The organism is Natronorubrum sediminis (genome assembly GCF_900108095.1).
In the GTDB taxonomy this organism is placed as follows: Archaea; Halobacteriota; Halobacteria; order Halobacteriales; family Natrialbaceae; genus Natronorubrum; species Natronorubrum sediminis.
In genome coordinates this window covers 1,305,058-1,329,993 of the sequence record NZ_FNWL01000001.1, presented here as the reverse complement: position 1 = coordinate 1,329,993, position 24,936 = coordinate 1,305,058, and the positions used below count along the sequence as shown (strand labels likewise).

24 protein-coding genes are annotated in these 24,936 nt (G+C 62.9%); 11 read left to right on the top strand and 13 right to left on the bottom strand.

Going from position 1 to position 24,936, the window contains the following annotated elements; all coding sequences use genetic code 11:
* Positions 1–34: 34 nt before the first annotated feature.
* From BLW62_RS06550 to BLW62_RS06535, 4 genes are all read right to left on the bottom strand, one after another.
* Positions 35–991 (bottom strand): phosphotransferase family protein, encoded by a 957-nt coding sequence (locus BLW62_RS06550; protein WP_090506225.1) that lies wholly within the window; start codon positions 989–991, stop codon positions 35–37.
* A 92-nt stretch (positions 992–1,083) separates the two neighbouring features.
* Positions 1,084–1,419 (bottom strand): hypothetical protein, encoded by a 336-nt coding sequence (locus tag BLW62_RS06545; protein ID WP_217630525.1) that lies wholly within the window; start codon positions 1,417–1,419, stop codon positions 1,084–1,086.
* Entirely contained in the window at positions 1,416–2,006 is a 591-nt protein-coding gene (locus BLW62_RS06540; protein ID WP_090506223.1) for an H-type lectin domain-containing protein, read from the bottom strand. The genes BLW62_RS06545 and BLW62_RS06540 overlap by 4 nt, the downstream gene beginning before the upstream one ends.
* A gap of 6 nt (positions 2,007–2,012) precedes the next feature.
* Positions 2,013–3,455: a M14 family zinc carboxypeptidase gene (locus BLW62_RS06535; protein WP_090506221.1), complete on the bottom strand. Its 1,443-nt coding sequence runs from the start codon at positions 3,453–3,455 to the stop codon at positions 2,013–2,015.
* Positions 3,456–3,819: 364 nt separating this feature from the next.
* Between BLW62_RS06535 and BLW62_RS06525 the strand changes: the two genes are divergently transcribed.
* The 6 genes from BLW62_RS06525 (at position 3,820) to hjc (ending at position 10,164) form a co-directional block, all read left to right on the top strand.
* Complete coding sequence (locus BLW62_RS06525; RefSeq protein ID WP_245726678.1) at positions 3,820–4,608, top strand: FkbM family methyltransferase; 789 nt, start codon at positions 3,820–3,822, stop codon at positions 4,606–4,608.
* Between the two features lie 55 nt (positions 4,609–4,663).
* Positions 4,664–5,962, top strand: a complete 1,299-nt coding sequence (locus BLW62_RS06520; protein ID WP_090506217.1) for an amidohydrolase — start codon at positions 4,664–4,666, stop codon at positions 5,960–5,962.
* 168 nt (positions 5,963–6,130) lie between these two features.
* Positions 6,131–7,099, top strand: coding sequence for a hypothetical protein (locus BLW62_RS18575; RefSeq protein WP_090506215.1), 969 nt, complete (start codon positions 6,131–6,133; stop codon positions 7,097–7,099).
* Between the two features lie 280 nt (positions 7,100–7,379).
* On the top strand, positions 7,380–8,669 hold the full coding sequence (locus BLW62_RS06510) for an adenosylhomocysteinase (RefSeq protein WP_090506213.1): 1,290 nt from the start codon (positions 7,380–7,382) through the stop codon (positions 8,667–8,669).
* A gap of 77 nt (positions 8,670–8,746) precedes the next feature.
* Positions 8,747–9,571, top strand: a complete 825-nt coding sequence (locus BLW62_RS06505) for a CPBP family intramembrane glutamic endopeptidase (protein WP_090506211.1) — start codon at positions 8,747–8,749, stop codon at positions 9,569–9,571.
* A 71-nt stretch (positions 9,572–9,642) separates the two neighbouring features.
* Complete coding sequence (gene hjc / locus BLW62_RS06500; RefSeq protein ID WP_090506210.1) at positions 9,643–10,164, top strand: Holliday junction resolvase Hjc; 522 nt, start codon at positions 9,643–9,645, stop codon at positions 10,162–10,164.
* A gap of 62 nt (positions 10,165–10,226) precedes the next feature.
* On the opposite strand, the gene BLW62_RS06495 is transcribed toward hjc, so the two are convergent.
* The gene (locus BLW62_RS06495) at positions 10,227–10,859 is read right to left on the bottom strand and encodes a hypothetical protein (RefSeq protein ID WP_090506208.1); all 633 of its coding nucleotides are present in this window, start codon (positions 10,857–10,859) and stop codon (positions 10,227–10,229) included.
* 289 nt (positions 10,860–11,148) lie between these two features.
* On the opposite strand from BLW62_RS06495, the gene BLW62_RS06490 reads away from it, so the two are divergent.
* Both BLW62_RS06490 and BLW62_RS18945 read left to right on the top strand, forming a co-directional pair.
* A complete protein-coding gene (locus BLW62_RS06490) occupies positions 11,149–11,409 on the top strand; it encodes a DUF7472 family protein (RefSeq protein WP_090506206.1) in 261 nt (86 codons plus the stop codon).
* Between the two features lie 226 nt (positions 11,410–11,635).
* Positions 11,636–11,848, top strand: a complete 213-nt coding sequence (locus BLW62_RS18945) for a hypothetical protein (protein ID WP_245726677.1) — start codon at positions 11,636–11,638, stop codon at positions 11,846–11,848.
* 45 nt (positions 11,849–11,893) lie between these two features.
* On the opposite strand, the gene priL is transcribed toward BLW62_RS18945, so the two are convergent.
* Complete coding sequence (gene priL / locus BLW62_RS06480; RefSeq protein WP_090506204.1) at positions 11,894–12,976, bottom strand: DNA primase regulatory subunit PriL; 1,083 nt, start codon at positions 12,974–12,976, stop codon at positions 11,894–11,896.
* A gap of 158 nt (positions 12,977–13,134) precedes the next feature.
* Between priL and BLW62_RS06475 the strand changes: the two genes are divergently transcribed.
* On the top strand, positions 13,135–14,001 hold the full coding sequence (locus tag BLW62_RS06475) for an alpha/beta fold hydrolase (protein WP_090506202.1): 867 nt from the start codon (positions 13,135–13,137) through the stop codon (positions 13,999–14,001).
* Between the two features lie 59 nt (positions 14,002–14,060).
* Here BLW62_RS06475 and BLW62_RS06470 read toward each other — a convergent pair whose 3' ends face one another.
* The 4 genes from BLW62_RS06470 to BLW62_RS06455 form a co-directional block, all read right to left on the bottom strand.
* Positions 14,061–14,381, bottom strand: a complete 321-nt coding sequence (locus tag BLW62_RS06470; RefSeq protein WP_090506201.1) for a HalOD1 output domain-containing protein — start codon at positions 14,379–14,381, stop codon at positions 14,061–14,063.
* Positions 14,382–14,583: 202 nt separating this feature from the next.
* The gene (locus tag BLW62_RS06465) at positions 14,584–15,327 is read right to left on the bottom strand and encodes a DNA polymerase sliding clamp (RefSeq protein WP_090506199.1); all 744 of its coding nucleotides are present in this window, start codon (positions 15,325–15,327) and stop codon (positions 14,584–14,586) included.
* A gap of 214 nt (positions 15,328–15,541) precedes the next feature.
* Complete coding sequence (wecB, locus tag BLW62_RS06460) at positions 15,542–16,639, bottom strand: non-hydrolyzing UDP-N-acetylglucosamine 2-epimerase (RefSeq protein WP_090506197.1); 1,098 nt, start codon at positions 16,637–16,639, stop codon at positions 15,542–15,544.
* Positions 16,640–17,716, bottom strand: coding sequence for a DUF354 domain-containing protein (locus BLW62_RS06455; RefSeq protein WP_090506195.1), 1,077 nt, complete (start codon positions 17,714–17,716; stop codon positions 16,640–16,642).
* A 668-nt stretch (positions 17,717–18,384) separates the two neighbouring features.
* On the opposite strand from BLW62_RS06455, the gene BLW62_RS06450 reads away from it, so the two are divergent.
* Both BLW62_RS06450 and BLW62_RS06445 read left to right on the top strand, forming a co-directional pair.
* Entirely contained in the window at positions 18,385–19,134 is a 750-nt protein-coding gene (locus BLW62_RS06450) for a hypothetical protein (RefSeq protein ID WP_090506194.1), read from the top strand.
* Positions 19,135–19,202: 68 nt separating this feature from the next.
* A complete protein-coding gene (locus tag BLW62_RS06445; protein ID WP_090506192.1) occupies positions 19,203–19,988 on the top strand; it encodes a 23S rRNA (uridine(2552)-2'-O)-methyltransferase in 786 nt (261 codons plus the stop codon).
* 35 nt (positions 19,989–20,023) lie between these two features.
* On the opposite strand, the gene BLW62_RS06440 is transcribed toward BLW62_RS06445, so the two are convergent.
* The 3 genes from BLW62_RS06440 to BLW62_RS06430 form a co-directional block, all read right to left on the bottom strand.
* The gene (locus BLW62_RS06440) at positions 20,024–20,200 is read right to left on the bottom strand and encodes a ribbon-helix-helix domain-containing protein (protein ID WP_090506190.1); all 177 of its coding nucleotides are present in this window, start codon (positions 20,198–20,200) and stop codon (positions 20,024–20,026) included.
* Between the two features lie 88 nt (positions 20,201–20,288).
* Complete coding sequence (locus BLW62_RS06435) at positions 20,289–22,385, bottom strand: cation:proton antiporter (protein ID WP_090506188.1); 2,097 nt, start codon at positions 22,383–22,385, stop codon at positions 20,289–20,291.
* A 168-nt stretch (positions 22,386–22,553) separates the two neighbouring features.
* Positions 22,554–24,914 (bottom strand): twin-arginine translocase subunit TatC, encoded by a 2,361-nt coding sequence (locus BLW62_RS06430; RefSeq protein WP_090506186.1) that lies wholly within the window; start codon positions 24,912–24,914, stop codon positions 22,554–22,556.
* Positions 24,915–24,936: the final 22 nt, after the last annotated feature.

Here is a 24,936-nt window from a genome sequence, read left to right as displayed (position 1 = left end):
CCGCCGACTCCGTACACGCTCGCCACTATTCGACTCACTCGAGGAGCCGACGGAACTGTCGCCACAGTTGGCGTCGCCCGCGAGAATCGCCGAGGAGTCGGGCGTAATTTGACCCCGACTGCGCCACCCATCGCAGCTTCTCGAGTGGGGCCCGTCGATCGAAGCCCGCCTCGAGTGGCGCGTACCGGGCGTACGCCGCTCGAAACAGTGATCGAAGTCGTCGCCGCTCCGCTCGAGACAGTCGCCCCACGTAGCTGTCGACGAACCGCACCTCCGCTCGCGCGAGGGCGTACTCGGCGTGGGTGACGTGAGCGTTGCCCCAGTCGAGGACGGCCGTGATCGCGCCGCTATCGTCGACCAGCAGGTTGCTGGGCTGGTAGTCGCCGTGTGTCAACACTGGCCGACGGCCGCTATCGCCGGTCGGCGGAACCGAGATCGGGAGCTGCTCGCGGAGTGTATCCGAATCGACGGCGTGCCATCCCGTCGGCTCGCACAGGACGAGGTCGGTGCCGTTCTCTCCGCGGGCCAGCCCGCCGACGCGGTCGAACTCGAGTCCCGGCGTTCCGTGCAGTCGCCCCAGGTGCGCTCCCGCGTCGGCCACCAGTCGCCGGCGTACGGTGGGCTCGAGAGTAGCGTACCCAGGGCCGGGATTGGTCCCCTCGAGAAACTCGTAACACGCCCATCGCTCGAGTGGGTCGGTCTCGCGCGCCGACCCTCTCTCACCCACAATTTTCCCGGACGCCAGCACGCCCGGAACGGGCAGGTCGCTCCGCTGCTCGAGTACCCTGAGGACGGCGGATTCGATCGCGTCGCCGGTCCAGATGCTGGCTCCGCCGCGTTTGCAGACGAGTCGCCGGGGAACGTCGCCGCGAGCGTTCTCGAGTTCGAGTACTGCAGTTTCGGCGACCGAGCCGGAGTGTGGTCGCCGGCAGGAGCGAACGTCGGCGTCGAACGCCGTTTCGACGATTCGCTCGAGCGGGTCGGTTGGCATCGATTTACTACCCACGCTCGAGCAACGACGCCGTTCGCCGAAGGTGTTTGGCCGTCGTGAGTTGTCTCTACGGTCTCCGCGAGCGTGGGGTTCTACGCAGGTTCGACGAACTCGAGCACCTCGAGGGTGTCCGTCGCCGCGTCGTACCAGGCCAGATGCGCGCGAAGCGGTGGCACCTCGGTCTCGTCCGTGTTGTAGGTGATGAGGTCGCCCTCCTGGGTCAACGCGACGATCAGGTCGCTGTCGGTGTCGACGTCGCTCCCCTCGCCGATGGTCTCCTCGCCGCTCGAGAGCGTCGCGTCCAGTCCGCCGTCGGCTTCGTCTTCGATCCGTAGCGTGCCGGCTTCCTCGTCGACGGCGATGTCGTACCAGGGGTGGGAATCGGAGGGATCGCTCGAACTGGCGATTTCGCGGTACTCGACGTTCATGATTGCCCCACGGCGACCCACTGTGCGTCCGGCGGGGCGAACGACTCGCTCTGATAGACCATCCACCGGGACTCGAACCCGCTTTCCGTGACGTCGATGGCTCGGAACATGCCGATGGTCGTGTAGTCGGCTGCGCCGATGAAGACGACCGGCGGCGCTTCGAACGATTGCTCGAACTCGACCGTCTGTTGGTCGACTTCGTACGTGTTCCACGTGCCGTCGTCGGCCGCTCCGGGACTTTCGTGGGAGATGTGACCCGTCTTCACGTCGATATCGCCCTGGCCCTGACCCTGCTCATTGTCCTGATCGCTGGTTTCGTGTCTCGCCTGTGCCGTGCCCGCGCCGGCGAGGCCAACTGCCGCGAGGGTGCTCGCGATGACGTGTCGGCGCTCGAGTGCCAGGCCCAGCCCGGAATCGCTCGTCGGATCGATCGCCCCGCTCGACGATTGGGCGCTGCTCGAGGACCGCTCGCGCTCGCTCGTCGCCTCGTCTGGTTGCTTCCCATCGACCGGCTTTGATTCGTTGATCGATTTCGATTCGTCAGTCCGCTTCGGGTCGTCCGCCGTGGAGTGTGTGTCGTTGGTCATGGCTGCTTAGCAGGTACATTCGAAGTAGTCGTCGTCCAGTTCCGCCTCATCCTCCTCGAGTTCGGCTTCCAGTTCCTCGGAGGGGTGAAACGTTCGCTGGTAGCGCTCGCCGCGTTCTGGCATCTCGTCGGCCGCCTCGGGGTCGATGTCGAAGACGGACTCGTCGGCCGTTCGCTCGAGCATGCTTACCGTCATCTCGTAGGCGGTTCTGATGAGTTGGCCGCCGGATTTCTGGCCGAACTCGTCGGTCTGGCCGCGCATCTCGATGAGGACGCAGGCGATGCCCTCCTCGCCGTAGCTGTTTCGAGCGATGCCCCGGCCGTCGCCGCCGGGGAACTGGGTGAGCGTCGTGTTCCCCTGCGAGTCGACGTCGTCGTAGATGCCACGACAGAGCTGTTTCGAGAGGTCGACCGCGTCGTCGTCGGCACCGGGTGATGTCGGCCAGTAGACCGAGCCGGTGATGTTCTCGCCGTCGTCACTGATGTAGTGATACTGGTTGTGGAAATCGGCGACCCAGAGGGGGTCGATCTCCTCGATGGTATCGACGAGAATCTGGGCCTCTGGAACGGGATTCTCGGGGTACTCCTCGGGCAGGTTCTGGTAGAGTTCGCTCTCGGTCCAGTCGAACCAGTGGTAGCGATTGACGTCCCAGCCGACGCCGGCGTCGTCGTAGTCGGTGTAGATTCCCACCGATTCGTCCCTCGCGGGGGCGTCCGGATCGACGTTGAACCGGTGGCGCAACTCGCCGACCTCGGTGCCGTCCGGGTTCGCTCGGGGCATCACGTGGATCGTTAACTCCGAAAGCAGGTCGTTCCACCTGCCCCCGGCAGCGAGTTCGTCGAGCAGGTTCAACAACGCCTCACAACCCGTCGCCTCGTCCGCGTGTTGCTCGGCGAAGAGGAACACGTCCGTGTCGCCCGATCCCGCCGTCGCGAGGTAGATGTCGCGACCCTCGTTCGATTCCCCGACGGACTCGACGGTCACCTCGCCGCTGCCCTTCCGTTCGATTCGCTCGAGGGATCGCTCGAGTTGCTCGTAGTCGTGTAACGAGTTGATGTTCAACTGCTGGGTCTCGGTCGGCCAGGGGCCGCCGGGTCGGATGTGCGTCTCGCTCGCGCTGGGTTCGTGGCCGCGACTCTGGGCTGCTTCGCCGAATGCGGCCCAGTCGGCGTCGACGGCTTCGGAGTCGTCGTCGTAGACCATCCACCGCGTTTCGAACCCCGTCGCGGAGACGTTGATCGCTCGGTGGAGACCCACCGAGGTCTCTTCGGCCGGTTCGACGATGACAGCAGGCGGGTCTTCGAACCCCCAGTCGAACGCGACGGATGCGCTGTCCGCCTCGACGGTGTTCCACGTGTCGTCGCTCGCCGGGCCTGGATCGTCGTGTTCGACGGTGCCGTACTCGACGTGGTCGACGTTTCCATCACCCTCTGAGTTATTTGTTGACATGTATCATCGAATCTCGATGACAGGCTTCGGTGATATATACCGCCCGATACATTCACGATATGAAACTGTTCGAGTGGCTGGAATCGTCGTACGTTCGCTCAGCAAGTGCGAAAAACGACAGCGAGAGCCGTTCTCTCGCCACGGTCGACAGCAGCCAACGCGATATCGACACCACCACTGTCTGTCACCGTAATCTCGTGTTGACATCTCAACTCGACTCGTTGACTCACTCCCGCTTCGCTTCTGTCGGTGCCTGAATCGCTCGAGAATTCGATGTTGGGCCCTCGCTGTCGTATTCGTCTCGCCTCTTCACACATCGACACCCGGACGAAAGATCAACTGCGTGGCTCGTGTCAGTGAGCACGTGCGCCCGCTCGAGTCCGCCGACAGGGTCGTGAGTCGGGCACGCTCGCTCGCCCGGAGCGTCGGCTATCGGACGTACGACCGAGTCGCCTGGGCGAATTACGAGTACGAACTGCTCGCGCGAACCAACCGAACGGCCGCAGGCACGGTACGTTGTTACGAACCGCTGACTCGCCACGCGGATGATTCGATGCTCGAGGAAGTGGCCGCTCGCTGTGGCTCGACGGACGTCATCTACGATATCGGCGCGAACGTCGGTATCTACGCCCTCGCGCTCGCGAGTGGATCGCCCGACCGCCGCGTCGTCGCGTTCGAACCGTCGCCGTCCACATGCGAGCGTCTCCAGGCGAATATCCGGGCAAACGCGCTCGAGAACCGAATCGACGTCCGTCCCTGCGGACTCGGCGCGGAAACCCGAACCCGGCCGTTCTACGTCTCGACGTACCCCGAACTGTCGGCGTTCGACCGCGAGAGCGCAACTCGCTGGGGAGCTAGCGTCACGGACGTGCGTTCCGTCTCGAGCTATCGACTGGACGACCTCGTCCGCGAGGACGACGCGCTCTCGCCGCCGGACGTGCTCAAAATCGACGTCGAAGGGGCGGCTCCCGATGTCCTTCGCGGGGCTCGAGCGACGCTCGAGTGTCACGAACCGACCGTTTTCGTCGAGACACACGACGAGGGGCTGGCGGGTGACGTGCCGGCCGAGACGGCGACGGCACTCGAGTCGGTCGGCTACGAAATCGACGAGCGGGACGGGTACTGGCGGTGTTCGCCGCGATACTCATCGTAACCATGTTAGAATCTCATTCGACAGTATAACGCCGTCTCGGGAGAAACGCACGTGCATGACGACACTGGCGATCACCGGCGGGCAGGTGCTGTTACCCGACATTTCGGTGACGCGAGCGGACGTACTGATCGATCAGGACAGCGGAAAGATTCTCGAGATCGGCGACAATCTGGCGGGCGACGCCGACGAAACGATCGACGCGACGGGGTCGTTCGTCACGCCCGGCTTCGTCAACGGCCACTCACACGTCGCCATGACGCTCCTCCGCGGGTACGCCGACGACAAGCCACTCGACGCGTGGCTCCAGGAGGATATCTGGCCGACCGAAGCCGAATTGACCCCCGAGGACGTCCACATCGGCGCGAAACTCGGCCTGCTCGAGATGATCAAATCCGGGACGACCGCCTTCGCGGACATGTACTTCATGGTCCCCCAGATTGCCGACGCCGTCGAGGAGGCCGGCCTCCGCGCACGACTCGGCCACGGAATCGTCACCGTGGCGTCCGACGAGGAGGAAGCCCGCGCGGACGCTCAGGAAGGACTCGAGGTCGCCGAAGCCCTCGACGGGCGCGCCGACGGTCGGATCTCGACGGCCTTCATGCCCCACTCGCTGACGACGGTCGGAAGCGAGTACCTCGAGGAATTCGTCCCGAAGGCTCGCGACCTCGGCGTCCCGATCCACTTCCACGGCAACGAGACCACAAACGAAGTGACGCCCATCGTCGAGGAACGCGGCGTGCGGCCGATGGCCTACGCCGCCGAGCGCGGGATGCTCGAGGAGGGAGACTTCCTCGCCCACGGCGTCCACCTCGATGAAAGCGAGATCGGACTGCTCGCGGAGGCCGGCACGAGCGTCATCCACTGTCCCGCCTCGAACATGAAACTGGCGAGTGGCATCGCCCCCGTCCAACGGATGCTCGACGCCGGTGTCACCGTCGGCATCGGCACCGACGGCGCGGCCTCGAACAACGATCTCTCGATGCTCGACGAGACACGCGACGCGGCCATGATCGGCAAACTCAAAGACGGCGACGCGAGCGCCGTCGACGCCGAATCAGCCGTCCACATGATGACGCAGGGAAGCGCCGACGCCATCGGCCTCGAGTCCGGCCGACTCGAGGAAGGGGCCCCCGCCGACCTCGCCGTGATCGACCTCGAGCAACCCCACCTCACGCCACACCACGACCTCGTGAGTCACCTCGCGTACGCCACGGCGGCGGCCGACGTTCGCCACACGATCTGTGACGGGCAGGTGCTCATGCGTGATCGCGACGTCCTCACGCTCGAGGAGGAGTCGGTTCGAACGGCAGCGGGAGAGGCCGCGATGGCGCTCGTCGACCGCGCAGCAAACTGACGACCGACGCCCATTCGCGACGGCCACTCCTCACAGTCGAAAACGAAATCTGAACGTCTAGATTTCGTTATAAACGCTACAAACTGTTCTACTACCGTTTCAACTGCGGGCAACTGTCGAGAACTGCCTCGGGGGTTTATTCACAAAACCCTGAATGTCCCGAGTAGAATGAACAGGTACCGATTGCTTGCAGCGACACTGGCGATGATCATGGTCGTGTCTGCGCTGGCTCCACTGGGGGCAGCGGCGACAGACGAAGAGAATGGAGATGACCTCGTAGTCGACGTCGACGAAGAACAGTACGTCGTGACGGTCGAATCGAACGAGAGCGCGGTCGCGAACGCGACCGTCGACGTGACGACCACTGACGACAACGACTCCTACGACGGTACGAGCGAGCACACGACCGACGACGATGGGTTGGTCGAACTCCCCGCACCTGACTCCGACGTCGACATCGGTCTCGAAGTGACGGCCGACGACGCGACGACGGAGACGAAGACCGCGACGCTCGAGGCGTCCGACGATGACGAGGAGGCCCCATCCATCGAGGTCGATCAGGACGGTGAGAACGTCACCGCGACGGTCAGCGCAGACGGCGACGGCGTCGCCGACACGAACGTGACGGTCGATACCGTCGACGACAACGACTCCTACGCGGACGTCGGCACGCACACGACCGACGAGAACGGCACGGTCGCCCTCGAGGCTCCGGACGGGAACGAGAGCGTCGAACTCACACTCGAGACGACCGTCGACGACGAGTCCGTCGAGGAGACGACAACGCTCGAGCCGGTCGACGAGGACGAGGACGCTGACGCCGACAACTTCGGCTCGCTCGTCTCTTCGTTCGCCCAGGACAACGACTCCGATGGCCCACCAGGCCTCTCGATTGCGAGCTTCGCAGTCGAGAACAACCCGGGTAACGCACCCGACCACGCCGGCCCGCCGGACCACGCCGGTCCATCTGGTGACGATGACGACGACGGACAGGGCCCACCGGCCCACGCTGGCCCAGCGGACGATGACGAAGACGATGAAGACGAGGAGGACGGCGGCGATGAGAGCGACGACGACGAAGCTGAAGCCGACGAGGACGATGACGACAGCGGCCCACCGAACCACGCTGGACCGTAATCCTCTCACGTTGGACCGTATTTCCAGCACGCTGAACAGTGATCGAACGACGCTGAGCGATTCCGTGAAGACGAACGGCGACCGACGACTCGAGTGAGGCTGTCAGGGGCACGTCCCCGTCGTGTCGTTCGTGCACTCGAGCGCCCGTGATTGCGGGCGTTTCGATCGTCGAAAACTCCTTTTCAAGCACACGACAGACCGCGATGATTCGGACCGTTCGCCCCGAGTCCGACGCCATCGCTTCGGTAGGGTTTTGACGGCGCTTGCACTCACTCACCGTATGACCGAGACTGCGTATCCGCCGATCAGCGAGCAACTGGCGGACCTCGAGTCCGCACGCGAAGAGGGCCGACGGAAGATGGATTGGGCGACCCAGCACATGCCCATCCTCGAGCGCGTCCGCGAGGAATTCGTCGCGGAACAGCCCTTCGAGGGCGAGATCATCGCGATGGCGATGCACGTCGAGGCGAAGACGGCGGTTCTCGTCGAGACGCTCGCAGAGGGTGGCGCGGAGGTCGCAGTGACGGGCTGCAACCCGCTTTCCACGCACGACGACGTCTCTGCGGCACTCGACACCCACGAGAACATCACGAGCTACGCCAAACGCGGCGTCGACGACGAAGAGTACTACGACGCTATCGAGGCCGTCATCGCCCACGAGCCGACCGTCACCGTCGACGACGGGATGGACCTCGTCGCGGCGATCCACGAGGACTACCCCGAACTGATCGACGGCATCGTCGGCGGGGCCGAAGAGACCACGACCGGCGTCCACCGCCTGCGCGCGATGGACGACGACGGCGCACTCGAGTACCCCGTCTTCGCCGTCAACGACACGCCGATGAAGCGCCTCTTCGACAACGTCCACGGCACGGGCGAGTCTTCTCTCGCCTCCATCGCCATGACCACGAACCTCTCGTGGGCCGGCAAGACCGTCGTTGTCGCTGGCTTCGGCTACTGTGGCAAAGGCGTCGCGAAGAAGGCCGCCGGACAGAACGCGAACGTCGTCGTCACCGAAGTCGAGCCCCGCCGCGCTCTCGAGGCCCACATGGAGGGCTACGAGGTCCTCCCGATGGCCGACGCCGCCGAGGTGGGCGACGTCTTCCTCACCACGACGGGCAACCGCGACGTCGTCGTCGAGGAGCACTTCGAGTCGATGCAAGACGGTGTCTTGCTCGCCAACGCGGGTCACTTCGACATCGAAATCGACCTCGAGGCCTTAGACGACCTCGCCGTCGATCGCTACGAAGCCCGCGACGGCGTCGAAGCCTACGAACTCGAGGACGGCCGTCGACTGAACGTCATCGCGGAAGGCCGTCTCGTCAACCTCGCCGCCCCCGTCTCGCTCGGCCACCCCGTCGAGGTCATGGACCAGAGTTTCGGCATTCAAGCCGTCTGCGTCCGTGAGATGCTCGAGAACGGTGAGGCGTACGATGCCGGTGTTCACGACGTGCCCGACGAACTCGACAAGGAGATCGCCGAGATCAAACTCGAGGCCGAGGGTGTCGAGTTCGATTCGCTGACGGATACTCAACAGGAGTACATGGGCTCGTGGGATCACGGGACGTAGACTCCGTCGGTAGCCCCACCGACGGACGGTGACCCGAAGAAGGAACACCCAAGGAGGCCCCACCCGTACGCTGGGGTATGGAGACGCCTTCCCGCTCAACTGACACCGATCGAGATGGTGCACCGCTTCGATCGACGCTCGTCGCCATCGGTCTGACGGTCTTCGGTCTTCTCGTTGCCGAGTTCTCGACGCTTCCGGCCTTTTTGTACGACCCAGCATTACTCGAGGGACTCGGGGACGCCTCGATCGAAGGGCGGGCGCTCCTGTTGATCCTCAACTTCGTCGGCATGGCACTCGCCGGCGTGATCTATCTGGTCGCGACCGGTCGTGGCCTGTCGTGGATCGACCTCCACGTGCCGACGAAGAACGACTGGAAGTACCTGATTGGCGGCAGTATCGGGACGATCGTCTTCCTCTACGTCGTCAGTCTGCTCTTTACCCTCCTCAACGTTCCCGCCGCCGAGAGCAACGTCATGGACATCGTCGGTGAGGACCAGACGATGATCCTGATTATGATCTTCATCGTCTTCTTCTTCAACGCGCCCGCAGAGGAGTTCCTCTTCCGGAACGTCATCCAGAAACGTCTGTACGCGGCGTTCACCCGAATGCATGCGGTCATCGTCACGAGCGTCATCTTCGCGCTCGTTCACCTCCCGATGTACTTGCTCGCCGGCGAACTCGTCGCGACGTTCGCGTCGCTGACCATCATGTTCGGTGGCTCGGTCATCTTCGGCTACCTCTACGCGAAAACGGACAACCTCCTCGTTCCCACCGCGGCCCACGCCGCGCTCAACGCCTTCCAGTTCGCCATCTTGTATCTCGCCATCGAGTTCGAGATCGACGAAGCGGAACCTGCCCCGTCGATGCTCCTCGAGGCGGTCACGGCTGTTCCACTCCTGTAGTGCCACACTCCGTTTTCCGCGAGCGCGACGCTGTCCATCACTTTATTAGGGGCCGCACGTGAGTGCGGTGTATGTCTCAGGCGAAGGGTGACCGGCGCGAACGGGAACTCGTCAACGAACTCGACGAGTCCGGATTCGCGGTGATGCGTGCACCCGCAAGCGGTTCTGCGACGGAACGAGAACTTCCCGACGTACTCGCCGGTGACGGCGAGGACTTCTACGCGGTCGAGGCGAAATCGAGTTCAGGCGACCCGATCTATCTCACCGGCGAAGAGGTCGAAGCACTGATCTACTTCGCACAGAACTTCGGCGCGAAGCCCCGTATCGGCGTTCGATTCGATCGCGAGGACTGGTACTTCTTTCACCCCGGCGACCTCTACGTGACCGACGGCGGCAACTACCGAGTCAAAAAGGAGACGGCTATCGCTGAGGGCACCGATTTCGCGGAGTTCGTCGGTCGCTCCGAGAAGGTCACGCTCGAGCAAGTCGGCGACGAGTCGGACGACGGCCCGGACGAAGACATCCTCCGCGTGCTCAACGCGGTCGAACAGGGTGTGATGGACGTCGAAGAAGCCGCCGAGGTGCTCGAGTAACTCACGACGGCGTCGTCACCGAAGGCGAGCCTCGAGCGCCCTCGAGGCTCGCGTCGGCGTTCTCAGTCCGCTTTCTCGAGTCTCGTCCGCGGGAAGACGTAGACCTTCAACGAGTCCGGGATGACGCCGTTCGTGGCGACCGTCGCGTGGGGGTAGATAGCCCCGACGACGGGCACGTCCGGCTCGTAGCGCTCGTTCGTGGCGTACTCGGCGACGGAGGTGTCGACGGCCCCGATCTCGACGGCGTCGGCTCGAAGGTCGGAGACGTCGACGACGGTGAGTCGATCACCCGTCTCGCGGTCGACGACCGTATCGCCCGGCCAGACGGTGTGTCTCGAGCAGTAGGCGGGTCCGTGGACGGCGTCGTCGTCTTCGGGGACGAAGAACATCTTTCCGCAGTCGTGACATTCGACGGCGAGTTCGCCGGGTGGCGGCGTCCGGCCGTCGGTAATCTCGATGGCAACGCGGCGGATGTGCTTACAGCGAGCCTCGCGGAAGATGTGATCCGGGCAGGTACAGCGGCCGCTCTCGAGGTCGACGAGGTAGGTGTGGTCGCTCGCCGATTCGACCTCGTAGAGTCCTCTCCCGAGTGAACGGACGGACATCGCCTCGGATCGAGCGCGGCGGGACCGTCCGTCGAGGTGCTCGCGTGACGGTACTGGCAGTGGCGTTTTCGGTGACGCTGTTGTGTTCATAGTGCGTCGAAGTGATGGGACGATCAGCGACGACCGGCAGCGCGCGATGGCTTCCGGCGTCGTGATCTGACAGCAGGCAGTCGGCTGGCTATTCGATAGTGGTAGGGCCTCGAGCAAAATAACGGCCGCGCCGGCGAGTGCTGGCACGGATATTATATGCCATTTTCCGAGGCCTCACCCTAAATTCGGCCCCGAACACGGGTTCCGATCGGGTGTTTCTGCCGGCTTCTCTCGCCCGTCCCACGTCCTTCGAAGCGCTTTTTGCCGGGCCGCCGAAATCGATCCGATAATGCTCGAGCGTGACCGAATCATCGAAATCGTCGTCGCCGTCTCTACCGTCCTCTTGATGCTCGGTGCGATGATCGGAATTGGCTCCGAATACGGGGGAGACAACGGTGCCTTGTCGACGGAAGGCGGCGAGATGCTCGTCTTCGCAATTATCGGCTTTATCCTCCTCTTGACGCTCGTCGGTATTGCCCTCGCGTTCGTGATGAACGAACCCGGCGACGGTCTCGAGGCCGACGATTCGGACGCACAGAGTTCGGTTTGAGCACTCGGCGCAATTCTTTCCACTCTCTATCGCTGATACGACGTATGGACAGCGGTGAGACGAGTTCGGCCTCGGAGCAACGGACGCGATCTCGGGTACGGCCACTCGCCGTTGTGACGATTTTCGTCCTCCTCGCGTCCTCCTTCCTCCGCCGCTCGGTTTCTGGTGTCGCCCCATTCGTCGTCGGGCTGGTGGGCGTGCTTGCAGTGCTCGTTCTGGGCAGTCTTTGGCGTCGATTCAGAAGGGTCTCGTCGACACCGATTCTGATGCTGTCGATGAGGACGGCGAGAACTCGGACGTCTGGAACGCGATTCCGTCGCGGCAGTACGAGGGCCGACACGTCGAATCCGGTGGCCTCGCTCGAGGCGAACAGGAACGAGCGCTCGAGGACATTCAGCGACGGGCGGACGAGTTGACGGACGATCCGTCCCAAAAGTGATCGTTCAGGGGGTTGAAATCCATCGGCGTCAGCGACGTTCGCCGGTCAGTCGCCAGTCGCTTCTTGTCCGTCCTCGCCGTCTGTCTCCCGCCAGTCTTCGACGTCGTCGTCGGCCTCGTCGATTCGCTCCTCGTAGTAGGCCATCGGGTGGGGAATGCGCTCACAGAGGTCGTCTTTGTTCACGCAGTCACCGTAGGACTTCATGGTCGCACACGATGGTGGTGAGTACTCCGTCGGCGAGGTGTCGCCGCGGATGTGGTCCGTCTGATAGCGCGTCATCTCCTCGCCGAAGGAAGAATTGACCCGGTAGAGGTCGACGATTTCGTCCGTCGACATGCCGATACTCGCGAGAAACGCCGTGATCGCGAACCGCGAGTGGTGGGGCAGGTGCTCGCCCTTTTGAACCTGGTCGAGGAGCGCCTTCATACACGGCGGGAAGAGGTCGGGGACCACAGTGTCGATTTCTCGAGTGAGATCCAACTCCGAGAGCACCTCGCGGATCTCGTCGGCATCGTCCTCGAGCGCGCTCGCGATTTCGGTCGGCACGTCGAAGGGGAGACCGTCTTCGATCCGGCTTCGAACCGCTTCCTGTAACAGCGTCAGTAGTTCTTCGTCGGTTACCGGCACCTCGCCGTCGGCTAGAGCACGATTAACCAGTCGCCACTCGTCGCCCCAGCAGTCCTCGGCCAAAACGAGGTACGTCCCCACGTCGACTCGGTACCCCTCCGGTGTCTCTCGAATCGGCTCCCGGAGATCGAACTCCGCGAGGACTGTCTCGAGGTCGAGACCGGCGGATTCGACGCTCTTGAGTTCGGTGGTCTCCTCGAAATCGGCCGTGAAACGCTCGTAGGCGCTCTCAGCTTCCGCACGGGCGTACTTTCGGACGAGCACGCGCTCTTCGACCATCGAGACGAGCACGCGGGCCACGGGATAGGAGAGTAACTCGATTCGGGTCTCTCGCCTTGGCTCGCCGGTTTCTCCCGCCTCGAGTGCCGCCACGACGCGCTCGCGGGCGCGGTCGACCACTGCCCGATCCTGTTCGACGATGGTGGCCAGATCGACGGCCTCCGTCGCCACGGCGTCGCGGGCGGCCTCGAGGAACGGGTACCGGGCGTGCAGTCGCTGCATCGGTAATGTGGTGTTACTCCGCGAGGTTAAACCCGCTGATTGTTCGTCGATTCTCGAGTGGGAGTAATCGACGATTGAAATCGGTCGTCGTCCCTGTGAAATGCTCACACTGCAGTCGAGGGTCGAATTCAAGGGAGTCCGACACGTCAGTCTCGAGTATGCCACGGGCCAACAGCGACGGCGTGTCGATTTACTACGAGCACGAGGTGGGTGACGGCGCGCGGACGCCGGTCGTCTTCGTGCAGGGACTGGGCTACGGCCGCTGGATGTGGCGATGGCAACGCGAAGCCGTTCGCGACGACGTCGACGTGATCGCCCCCGACAATCGAGGAACTGGGCGTTCTGACGTCGGCTTGCCACCGCTCGTTTCTCGACTGCCTGGTCGGATTCGGACACCGCTCATCTTCAAACTGGCCGGCTACTCCATCGGCGGACTGGCGGCCGACCTCGAGGCCGTGCTCGAGGACGCGGGTATCCGCGAGGCGCACATCGTCGGCGCGAGCATGGGGGGGATGATCGCCCAACGCTACGCCCTCGAGTACTCCCGGGCGAAGACGCTGACGCTGTGTTGTACGAGTCACGGGGGCCCTGACGCTGTTCCAGTCCCCGAGGAGACGCAAGAACACGTCTTCGACACTCCCAAGGGGGCGAGCGAGCGCGAGAAACTCCGCCACCGAATGCGTCCGGCCTTCTCCGAGCGCTTTACGAATCGGAACCCACACCTGATGGATCGCATTATCGAGTGGCGACTCGAGCAAGACGCCGGCGAACCGGCTCGCGAAGCACAGGCTGCGGCCGTCCTGAACTTCGACGTGAGCGACCGACTCGAGCGACTTCACGTTCCGACGCTGGTGCTTCACGGTACCGACGACCAGGTCGTTCCGGCTTCGAACGGGTTGTTGCTCAAGGAGGCGATTCCGGACGCCCGTCTCGAGCAAATCGAGGGTGGGTCACACCTCTTTTTCATCGAGGATGCACCGCGGGTCAACGAGGAACTGCTGGCGTTCCTCGCGGAACACGAGTGACGAACGGACGCTCAGTACGTTCAAGACGCTCGAGACGCTCGCTACTTGGTTTCGAGCGCTCACTCGGGGTTTGGATTCGCCACGGTCGACTCTTCGATCAGTACCCGTCCGTCGCTTCGGACGCCAACCTCGAAGCCCGCGTAGGTGAACCAGAGTTCGTGTTGACCGGCCTCGCCGGAACGGCGAGCGTGTTCGACGAGCGAGTCGAGTGCGTCCGGGTCGACGACGTCGTGAAGCGGCGGTAACTCGAGCGGATCGGTCTGACTCACCGTTTCGACGGCAGTAACGACGGCGACGCTTGCCCGTTCGCCGGCTTCGGGGTCGAACGTCGAGACGTACCGTTCGTTATCGGGACCGTGAGAATCGTCTGGGGAGGGCATACTCGTCTATTCTGTGATGGAACGGGTAGGGCGTTACCTTCCTATGTGTTGTTTTTAAGTACTGACCAGTCTCGGTCGGTGACCGTCAGTCGAGATTCTGACTCACAAGGTTTCACACAGATATGCGGTTGAACGGCGACAGAGAAACTCTCGCCCTAGCGTCGTGGGTCAGATGGAGAAAACGGTGAGTGATTGCGGTCGCTTACTCGCTCTGGATCCGCGGGGCGAGCATGTAGGTAACCTGTCCGTCCGCTTCGGCGAAGCCGAAGTAGATCTTGACCGGGAACTCCTCGCCGAGTTGAAGCGTCACTTCGGTGTCGGCGGGGATCGCCTTGTCCATGTCCTTGAGATAATCGAGCGAGAACAGCGAGTGTGCCGGACCGACCTGCAGGTCGATCAGGTCCTCCTGGGTCAACTCGAGGTGGACGTCGTCCGTGTCGCCTTCCGCGTTGACGTAGAAGTACTCCTCACCCTCGTCGACGCCGAGTGCGATGTGGTCGGAGACCATGTCGGCTGCCTTGACCGAGCGGTTGACGTCGCTGCCCTCGAGGACGACTTCCGCTGGCAGATCGAGGTCCGGAATGTCCGGCTCCTGGCGGATGGAGTCGGGGTCGATGAGCGCGAGCGTGTACTCGAGCCCGTCGATCTGGATGTGGAGTTTACGTGTCTCTTCGTCGAGTTCGAACTGGATGAGCTGGCCGGAACCGGCCATGCCTGCGATGTCCTCGAGGCGAGAGAGGTCGACACCGATGAGTCCGCCGTCGGCTTCGTAGGATTCGAACGCCGCGGCATCGAGCGAAAGGTCGACCATGCCGACGTTGGCGGGGTCGACGGCCCGGATCTCGAGGCCGTCTTCCTCGAGGTGAATTTTACACTCGTCGACCAGTACGCTGATCGAATCGAGCGCACTGGTGAGCGTTTCCGCGCTCACGATGGCCTTGAACATATAGCAATGGGTACGAACGGTCGGCATAAAAAGGCACCCTTTACGCGCGGGCGGAAGACACCAGTAGGACGGGACGGAGTGGCGGTCGGGTGGCGTGACGTGAGACGGGGGAACGTTCCACTCATCCCGCTGGCGCTCCTCGTCGGGAATCGGTGGTGGGTTCTCGCGAGTCACCGTTTCGAGAATCCCGCTCTCGAGTCCGTATCGAACGCCGTTAGTCGCTCGTCTGCGGTTGGGCTTCGACGGACTCGACTTCGCGCTCGAGGATTTCGGCGATTTGCTGGCTCGCGTTGCCGTCGCCGTAGGGGTTCGGCGTCGTCTCGGGCCACTCGTCTTTCCTCAGCGCCGTCCGAATCGCGTCGGTGTCCGTACCGACGAGTTCGTTCCAGCCGCATTCGGCGGTCTCGACCCACTCGGTCTCCTCGCGCAGCGTCACGCAGGGCGTCTCGAGGAAGAATGCCTCCTTCTGGACGCCCCCGGAGTCGGTGACGACGCGCTCTGCGGCGTCGAGCAGCCGAACGAAGTCGAGGTAGCCGAGGGGGTCGACGAGTTCGAGTTCCTCGTCCGCGCGCTCCCAGAGGCCGTAGGACTCGAGTCGGTCGACGGTCCGGGGATGAATCGGGAGCACGACGGGCTGTGAGGCAGCGGCGAGGCCGTCGAGGATTGACTCGAGTTTCTCGCGGTCGTCCGTGTTCCCCTGTCGGTGAACGGTCGCGAGGATGAACTCGTCCTCGGAGACCCCGAGATCCTCGAGCACGGCCGTATTGCCCGCGACTCGGTCTCTGACGGCGAGGACGCTGTCGTACATCACGTCGCCGGTCATGTAGACGCCGTCGGTGATCCCTTCGCCGGCGAGCGTCTCGACGGCGTTCTCGCTGGGCGCGAAGCAGTACTCGGAGGCGTGGTCCGTTAGCACCCGATTGACCTCTTCGGGCATCTCGCGGTTGTAGCTCCGCAGGCCGGCCTCGACGTGGGCGACCTCCATGTCGAGTTTCGAACCGACGATGGCCCCCGCGAGGGTGGAGTTAGTGTCGCCGTAGAGCAACATCACGTCCGGCTCGGTCTCCTCGACGACCGGTTCGATTTCGGCGATCATCTTCGCGGTCTGGCGGCCGTGGGTGTCCGACTTGACGCCGAGATTGTAATCCGGCTCGGGAATTCCCAGTTCGTCGAAGAACACGTCGGACATTTCCTCGTCGTAGTGCTGGCCGGTGTGAACCAGTATCTCCTCGCCGACTTCTCTCAGCGCACTCGAGACGACGGCGGCTTTCACGAACTGCGGGCGCGCGCCGACGATCGAACAGATCCGCATCTAGTTCACCCCCGTCGCCGTTCCCGCGGTCGGTTGCTGTTGTCTGTCGCCGTAGGCGGTCGCGATGTTACAGAGCAGTTCCGTCAAATTGTCCATGTCTTCGACGTACTCGTCCCGGCGTCGCTCCCAGCGGTCGGTGGTCGAGTCGTCCGCGAGCAACTCCTGGGACTGCTCGAGGACGTCCTCGAAGGACTCGAGGTTTCGGACGAGTCCGTGTTCCTCGAGTTCGATGAAGTTCCCCATGTCTTCCTCGCCGACGAACGAGTTGGATCGAATCGCCGGGGTTCCGAGCAGTGCGGCCTCCGTCACCATCGTCTGGGTGTCTGCGACCAGCAAGTCCGCGTGGGCGAGCGCGTCGTGCATCTTCGCCGGGTGGAGGTCGAATCGTTCGGCGGGGAGATCCTCGAACTCGAGGTCGCCGGCTTCGTCCGAGACGAAGACGGTCGCGTGCTCGGACAACTCGGAGAGCAGCCGTCGGCGTTGCTCGATCGAGAAGCCGCGCTTGCCGACGTCGTGGTGGCCGTTGAACGCGTTGAATCGGACGATCGCGTACGGTTCGTCCGCCCCGACGCCGAGGTCGTCGCGAACGGACGGATCGGGCTCGAAGACGTCGGGATGGAGGTACGCCGACTCCGCGACGCCGTTGAACTTGTAGTGTTTACTCCCAAGGTCCTTCCGGAAGGCGGAGGGCGTCAAAATCGCCCGTACGAACGGTCTCGCGACGACGTGGTCGTAGGAGGTTTCCGAGTCGAGAACGGCGATTGCGGGCGTCCGCGAGAACATCCCCGCGGCCGCAGCGTAGGGTCCTTTCCCGAAGATGACGTCCGGATCGAACGCCCGAACGCGGCGTGCGATCGTATAGAGGTGTGCGGGCAGTTCGTAGGCGAGTGAGTGCAGCGACTCGCTTCGTTCGCCGTAGGTCTCGTAGGGCAGGTCGTGATACGAGAGGAGCGATTCGGTGAACTCGTCGCTTCTGGCGAAGACGAGAACGTCGTGGCCTCGTTCCTCGAGACGCGTAACCGTGTGTTTGTACTGATGGACGTGCGCCGGTGTGTTATTGAATATCAAGCAATTCATTGGATACTCACTGCTCGGGGTGGACGTATGCTCGCTTCTGTGACACCTTGTTATGGCTGTTGTACGCGATGAACGTATCTTTCGACAGAACTATCGATTAGGTAATGAAACTATGTTGACCTGACCCCATCTCGAGTCGAATAGATGTGTTGTATATGTGGGGTGGAGAGCTTGTAAAGCGAGAAACGCCGAAATATATCGCTTCGAGACACTCCGTCGACGGTACGTTTCACGCGACACAACTCGAGAATTCTGTGGCTTCTCATATACGAAATTGATCACGTTTTCCCGTCCCATTCTGTGTCGATCTCTATCATTTTACATTCATTAAATCGGCTATGTACGTCGAGGACAACACTCACGGGATCAACGGGCACACGAGTCGCTGTTTGGCTGGCAACGACCCAATTTCAGCCACAAAATGGGTCGGACGCCGCGATCGGTCACGATCTGGTGGCACATCGTCCGTATTCCGAACCACCGGTCGGTATCGTCGAAAGCCGTCAATACACTCCGGAAAGGTTCGAATACTCTCGTCCGGCAGTCCTTACAGTACGTTCGTGTCGGCCACCGATAGAGTGTCCTGTAGTCGTTCCGAGCGCGTCGACAGAGTCGCCCCGTGGAATGCAGGCAGGATTCGCTTCCGGCGGGTCCCGGTAGGTCGTGGTATGAGTCCACCGTTCACCGACGACGACATCGGGAAGTCGATCGAGACCGCAGCAGGCGACGTCCTCGGCATCGTCGCCGATACCGACCCGGAGACGGCCTACGTCGTGCCTGCGGAATCGGTCCCCGACTCGACGCGGGCCGTCCTCGAGTGGGACCGCGGGACGGACGAGACCATTCCGGTCACCGACGACGTCGTCGAGGAGAGTACCGACGACGCGATCACTCTCGAGTCAGCGTTTCCAGCGGAGACGATCACGTCGGCGAGTACGGCCGACGACGAGACGGGGAGCGAGCCCGCCGATTCGGACGGTGGCCCAGACGCGACCGAGCGAAGCGATGACTACGATCCGGGTGAGTCGGTCGCCTCGAATCCAACGGAGTCGGCACCCGACGACGGCTCGAACGCCGGCACTGGTCCGGACGTGTCCAGCGCATCGGAACCGATGGTCGAAGACGACGGGTTCTACGACACCCCCGAAGCGGATGCGCGAGTCGACCCCGACGCGGAAATGGACCCTCCTGCGGAGGACTCTCTCGAATCCGAGGAATCAGCCGACGAATCCGAGGGGCGGGCCGACAAATCCGGGGGCGACTCGAGTCAGGGCGTCGACGTGAATGTTGACCCCGACGAGGTGACCGAGGGCGACCCTGAGGCGGATCTCGAGCCCGGAGAGGACGTGGGGCGACGAGATCAACCGGGCTCCAGCCGGTCGGCCAGCGACGATTCGGGCGACTCGAGCGAGGAGTGAACCGGAATCCGCATCTCGCCACACCTATCCGTTCTGGACCACTAGCCCTGTTTCAAGAACACGCGATTATGGCCCGAAAAGACGACTACTACAACAGAGCGAAACAGGAGGGCTACCGTTCGCGGGCGGCCTACAAACTCAAACAACTCGACGATCTCGAGAACGTCATCGACGGGCGTGACGCGGTCGTCGACCTCGGGGCCGCCCCCGGCGGCTGGCTGCAAGTTGCCGCCGAGAAGGTCGGTCCGAAGGGGACCGTCATCGGCGTCGACCTCCAGCGAATCAAGGACCTCGAAGACCCCGCGTTGACCGATCAGGTCGAAACGCTTCGCGGGGACATGACCGAAGACAAGACGCGAGAGCGCGTCGTCGAGGCCGCCGACGGCCCCGTCGACGTCGTCATTTCGGACATGGCCCCGAACATGTCCGGCGAGTACTCCCTCGATCAGGCTCGTTCGCTGTATCTCGCGAGGCAGGCCTTCGAGACGGCACTCGAGATCCTCGACACCGGCGGCAACTTCGTCGTGAAGGTCTTCGAAGGGCCGGACGTCGACGACTTCCGCGCCGACGTCGAAGACGAGTTTCAGTACGTCCGCGCCACCGCACCGAAAGCCAGCCGCAAGGAATCCTCCGAGATTTATTTCATCGCCAAGGGCCGTCTCACGGCCCCCGTGGCCCCCGGCGACGAACTCGAGGTCGAGATTATCGACGTCGGCAGCGAAGGCGACGGGATCGCTTCGGTCGAGGGCTACCGATTGTTCGTTCCCGGAACCTCCGAAGGCGACGTTCTCACCGTCGAGATCGAGGACGTCAAGCCGAACTTCGGATTCGCAGCGCCACTCGAAGAGGAGTGAGGGTGAGGAAAACGGCCGCGTAGCGCGAGTACCAGTTACTCGTCGGTCTCGAGTCGGTCGTGTCGGTCGTCGATTTCGTCGAGAATATCGAGGTTCTTTCTGATCGACGCGCGGATCGCGTCACTCCGGTTGACGAACTTGCCGTCGTCACCGACGTGCCCGTCGAGATCGTCGAGCAGTTCCTGGGGAATTTCGACGCTAATCTTCGGCATATGCGTCGTCATTGGGTGGGGGGATTCTTAACAGCCCGTGACCGTCTGCGTTCCCCACCGTACTTCACCTCATCCCGATTCGCTTGCTTCACCCCATATCGAGGAATCGGCGTTTATCCGAGGTGTCCTCTTCGGACGGATAGGCGACGACGACGTTTTCGGCATCGAGTGCCGTGAGTCGACGCGGGAGCGATTGCAGTCGGGTTTCCCAACCGCGACTGCCGGGACGCGGACTGAGTGCGACGACGAAGTCGTTCTCGTCGATCCGGTCGTCCATGGCGTCGTCGAATCCGTCGCCGACAGGAACGACGTCGACGGTCGTCGTCGTCTCGGGCTCGATGGCGTCGACGAGCTGTTCGTAGCGTTCGGGATTGCCACCGATGACGTAACACTCGAGGTCGACACCGAGTTCGTCGGCGACCGTTTTCACGGTGTGAATCGTCTCGTAAAAGCCGGGGTGGGAGGCGATGTGTGCGGGCAACACACAAACGACGCGCTCCGTGACGTTCAACGGTTCGCGGAGCCTCGAGACGAGCACTTGCACCGTCGTTTGCTCGAGGGTTTGCTCGACGATGTCCCCGAAGAACCGGGAACCAAAGCGTCTGGAACTCGCCCAGCCGAGGACGGTGGTAGTAATTCGTTCGTCGAGCACCGTCTTCGAGATGCCGTCGGCGACGCTCGTTTCGACGCGAGTGTGAGTTTCGACGGGAACCTCCGCGCCGGCGACGTGTTCGGCCGCGTGCTCGAGGGTCTCTTCGGCGTCGGCGACGGCGGTTGCGGTTTCGGCCTGTTCGCGTTGGTCGGTTCGACTCGCTCTGAGCCGCGTGGGTCGGCGGTTGACGACCGTCAGCGCTCGCAACGGTTCGGCGTTGCCCGCGGTTTCGCGGACGAGCATGCCGAAGTCGAGGAGTGGCTCCATGGTGTCGCGGTTACCCGCGAGGGGGACGAGGACGCGCGTCGGCTGGTCGCCGGGGTCGTACTCGGAATCCGCCTCGGCGTCGACGATCTGGCGGCCGTAGCGCTTCGAGAGCGCCGGGCTGAGGAAGCTGACGACGAGGATCATTAGGACGACGCCGTTGACCATCGGCTCTTCGAAGAGCCCCAGATCCTCGTAGCCGATCAGGGTGATCGCGAGCGCCGCCGCGGCTTGCCCCGAGGAAAGCCCGAACATGGCCATGCGTTCGTCGGTCGTGTAGTCGTAAATCGCGCCGGTAACCCAACTCGCGAAGAGCTTACTGAAGAGCAACAACACGATGATCGTCCCTGCGATAACGAGGGTCTCGGTGCTGCCGACGACCACTACAGGATCGACCAGCATTCCCACGGAGATGAGGAAGAAGGGGATAAGGAGGGCGTTGCCGACGAACTCGATGCGGTTCATCAGGGTGCTGGTCGTCGGGATGAGTCGGTTGAGCGCTAATCCGGCGAGGAACGCCCCGATGATGTGCTTGACGCCGGCGAGTTCGGCGAAGGCCGCACAGACGAACAGGACGGCCATCACGAACAGGAACTCGAAGTAACTCTCCTCGCTGACGTTTCTGAAGAACCACCGGCCCAGTCGCGGGACGAGCAGCCAGATTCCGGCGAACAACGCGACGAGTCCAACCACGAGCGTCACCCAGAAGCCGATCGTGAGGTCGCCCACTGCCGCCCCAGCGACGATCGCCAACACGAGCAAGGCTGCCGTGTCGGTGAAGATCGTCCCGCCGATCGCCGCCGTCACGGCCTCGTTCTTCACGATTCCGAGCTTATTGACGATCGGATACGCGAGCAGCGTGTGCGAGGAGAAGATGGCAGCGTACAGCGCCGCGGTCATGACGTCGAACCCGAGGAACCAGACTCCGACAGCCATCCCTAACCCCTGGGGAAGGAGAAACGACAGCGCACCGAAGACGAGGCTTCTATCGCGATTCGCGACGAACTCGCCGAGGTCGATCTCGAGGCCGGCTAGGAACATGAGGTAGACCAATCCGACCTCGCCGAGCAGGACGAAGGTCTCGGATCGATCGAGGAATCCGAAGCCGTTCGGTCCGATCGCCGTCCCGACGACGATGATGCCGATAATTCCCGGGAGCCGATAGCGTTCGAAGACGAGCGGTGCGACGAGGAAGACGACCATCGCGATCGCGAAGATAATGATCGGGTCCTGGAACGGTAGTGCCGGTAGTGAGAGGTCCTCGAGCATACGAATTAGGGAGTACGTGAAAGTCACGGCAATCGCGTAAAGAACTACTGACTGTTCGCGGATGACACGTGGATGTTCGTTCGAAATCGGGCCGTTTCCTCCGTCTCGAGGGGAATTCCGAGACCCTCGAGAAACGGGTGCTCTCCGGTCGGCGGAGTCAAATCGCCGTCAGTCCGACGCAGTTCCGGCGTCTGATTCTGGTTCAGCAGGTTGGTCGGTGCTGCCGCCACCGCCGCCGAACAGTCTGCCGCCGCCGGTGAGGACGTAGAGGACGGCCAATCCGAGCATATACGTCAGTGCGATCGGAATCGCGACCAGCAACATCGTGAGGATGCCTTTCGGGCTGAAGAACGCAGCAGCGGTGAAGATTCCGACGACGATCGGCCGCCAGCGTTTGAGCATCGTCCGATAGCTGACGATACCGCCGACGTGGAACAGCGCCATCGTAACGATGATGTTGAACAGGAAGCCGACGCCGAGAGTCGTGTAGATCACGAGCCACGAGAAGCTGTTGATCCGGTAGGTGACCTCCATGCCATTTTGGACGGCGTCGGTGATGAGATACGAAATCACCGCGGGGGCGAGCCAGTAGAAGCCGATAAACAGACCGGCCCCGAAGCCGGCGAACAGCGTCCCGCCCCAGACGAGGAACACGCGCTGTGCCCCGCCGCTGACGAGCCCGCGTTCCTTGGCTGCTGGCCAGCCCCAGTACATGACCATCGGCAGGATGGCGATGATCGCGAGGATCGTACTCACCTTCACCATGAAGATCAGCACTTCGACGGGGTGTAACGCGATGACCAGCCCGAGGTCGCCGATCAACTCCGTCGTCGACTCGTTGCCGGTGACGTTCGCGTCGTTGCTCTCTGCGACCTCGAGGAGGACCTCTTCGGGAACGCGTTCGACGAACTGTGCGAGGATCACGCCGAAGCCGCCCTGATAGAGCGCGAGGAACGTGCCACCGAGGACGGCCATGAAGACGCCGACGATGTAGATCGTCTTCGAGGTCAGGCTGTCCACGATGAACGCGAGGTCGTAGGCGTAGCCGCCGATGTCGTCTTCGGTCGTCTCGTCTTCGGTGAACGGATCGAGCATCCCCGCGGCGGTGCTCGAGAACACACTCTCTTCGTCATCGCCACCGCTTTCGGCTGCACCCGCGCTCGCCCCGCTAGCTGTGGCCCCGCCACCGCTTCCGTCGCCCGCTTCGTTTGCCTTGGCTCGCTGTTCTTGCAGCGAGTCGAAGCGATCGAGGATGGCCTGGGCCTTGTCCCGATTGTCGTCGTACATGGCCTGCCGAGAGTGCTCGAGGGCCTGTTCTTCGTCCATCGCGAGGAAGACCTGCGTCGGAATCTCTTCGATGTCGTTGGTTGCGATGGTGTCGAAGTCGATGTCGTCGGGGTCCTCTGCGGCTCTGATGTCGCCTTCTCGCGGGTACACCGGTGCCTGGAGCACGCGGACTGTGTACACCATGAGCCCGACTACGGCGAGCGTGAGTGCGACGACCACACCGGCGGCGACGTCACCGAAGACGCCGTACTCGGCGGCGAACGCCTCGAGTCCCAACGTTCCCTCGGGCCGGTAGCCCTCGGGGAACGCCGGGTAGACGGATTCCTCGAGGTAGTCGAATCCACCGTCTGAGATGAAGACGGTGACCGCAGCGCTCACAAGCGTGAGCGCGCCGACGAACTGGTACAGCCGCCGTTTCATGAGACCTGTTCCGGTATCGAGTTCGGCGGCACCGCGTCGGCGGATATTCGCGACGATTTTCGCGAGGCCGAGGCTGAACACGTAGAGTGCGACGAGTGGAATCGCCCACATGATCAGCGTGAACGGGTCCGGTGGGGAGAACATCGCGCCGAAGACGGTGATCGCGACGATGGCGTGGCGCCACTTGTCCCGGAACGTCTCGTAGGAGACGATTTCGGTGTACGAAAGGACGCTCATCAACAGCGGCAACTGTGCGGCGAGTCCGAACGAGATGGTGAGCAGGGCGATGAACTCGGTGAACTCGGTGATCCCCCAGCTCGGATTGACACCGGCGTCGTGTGCGACGGCACCGAGGAAGTCGAACGCGAACGGGAAGAAGATGGCGTAGGCGTAGAAGATGCCGATACAGAACAGGACGATCGAGGTCAGCGCGAACCCGGCCATGTACGCCCGAGAGACCGGGACGACCGACTCGACGCCGCGCTCTCTGAGCGCCTCGCGCGAGAAATAAAGCAGCGCCGGAATCGCGACGATGATCCCGACGAGTAACCCGATTTTCGCCTGTAACAGGATCACTTCGAAGGGCGTCCGGGTAATGATCTCCGTCGCGTCGGCGACGGTCTCGCTCATTTCGGCTTTCGCCGTCGCCTCGAGGAAGTCCCAGATCCAGACGCGAAGGGCGTAGAACGACCCGACGAAGCCGAGGGTAAAGACGATGAACACCTTCTGCAGATGGGTCTGCGCGCCAGACAATACCGCTCCGATCGTCTCCCGGCCGGTATTGATCGCTTTGGCCGTATCCTCACCGACGGCAGAACTCATTTACTGCCTGTGGCTAACTGAC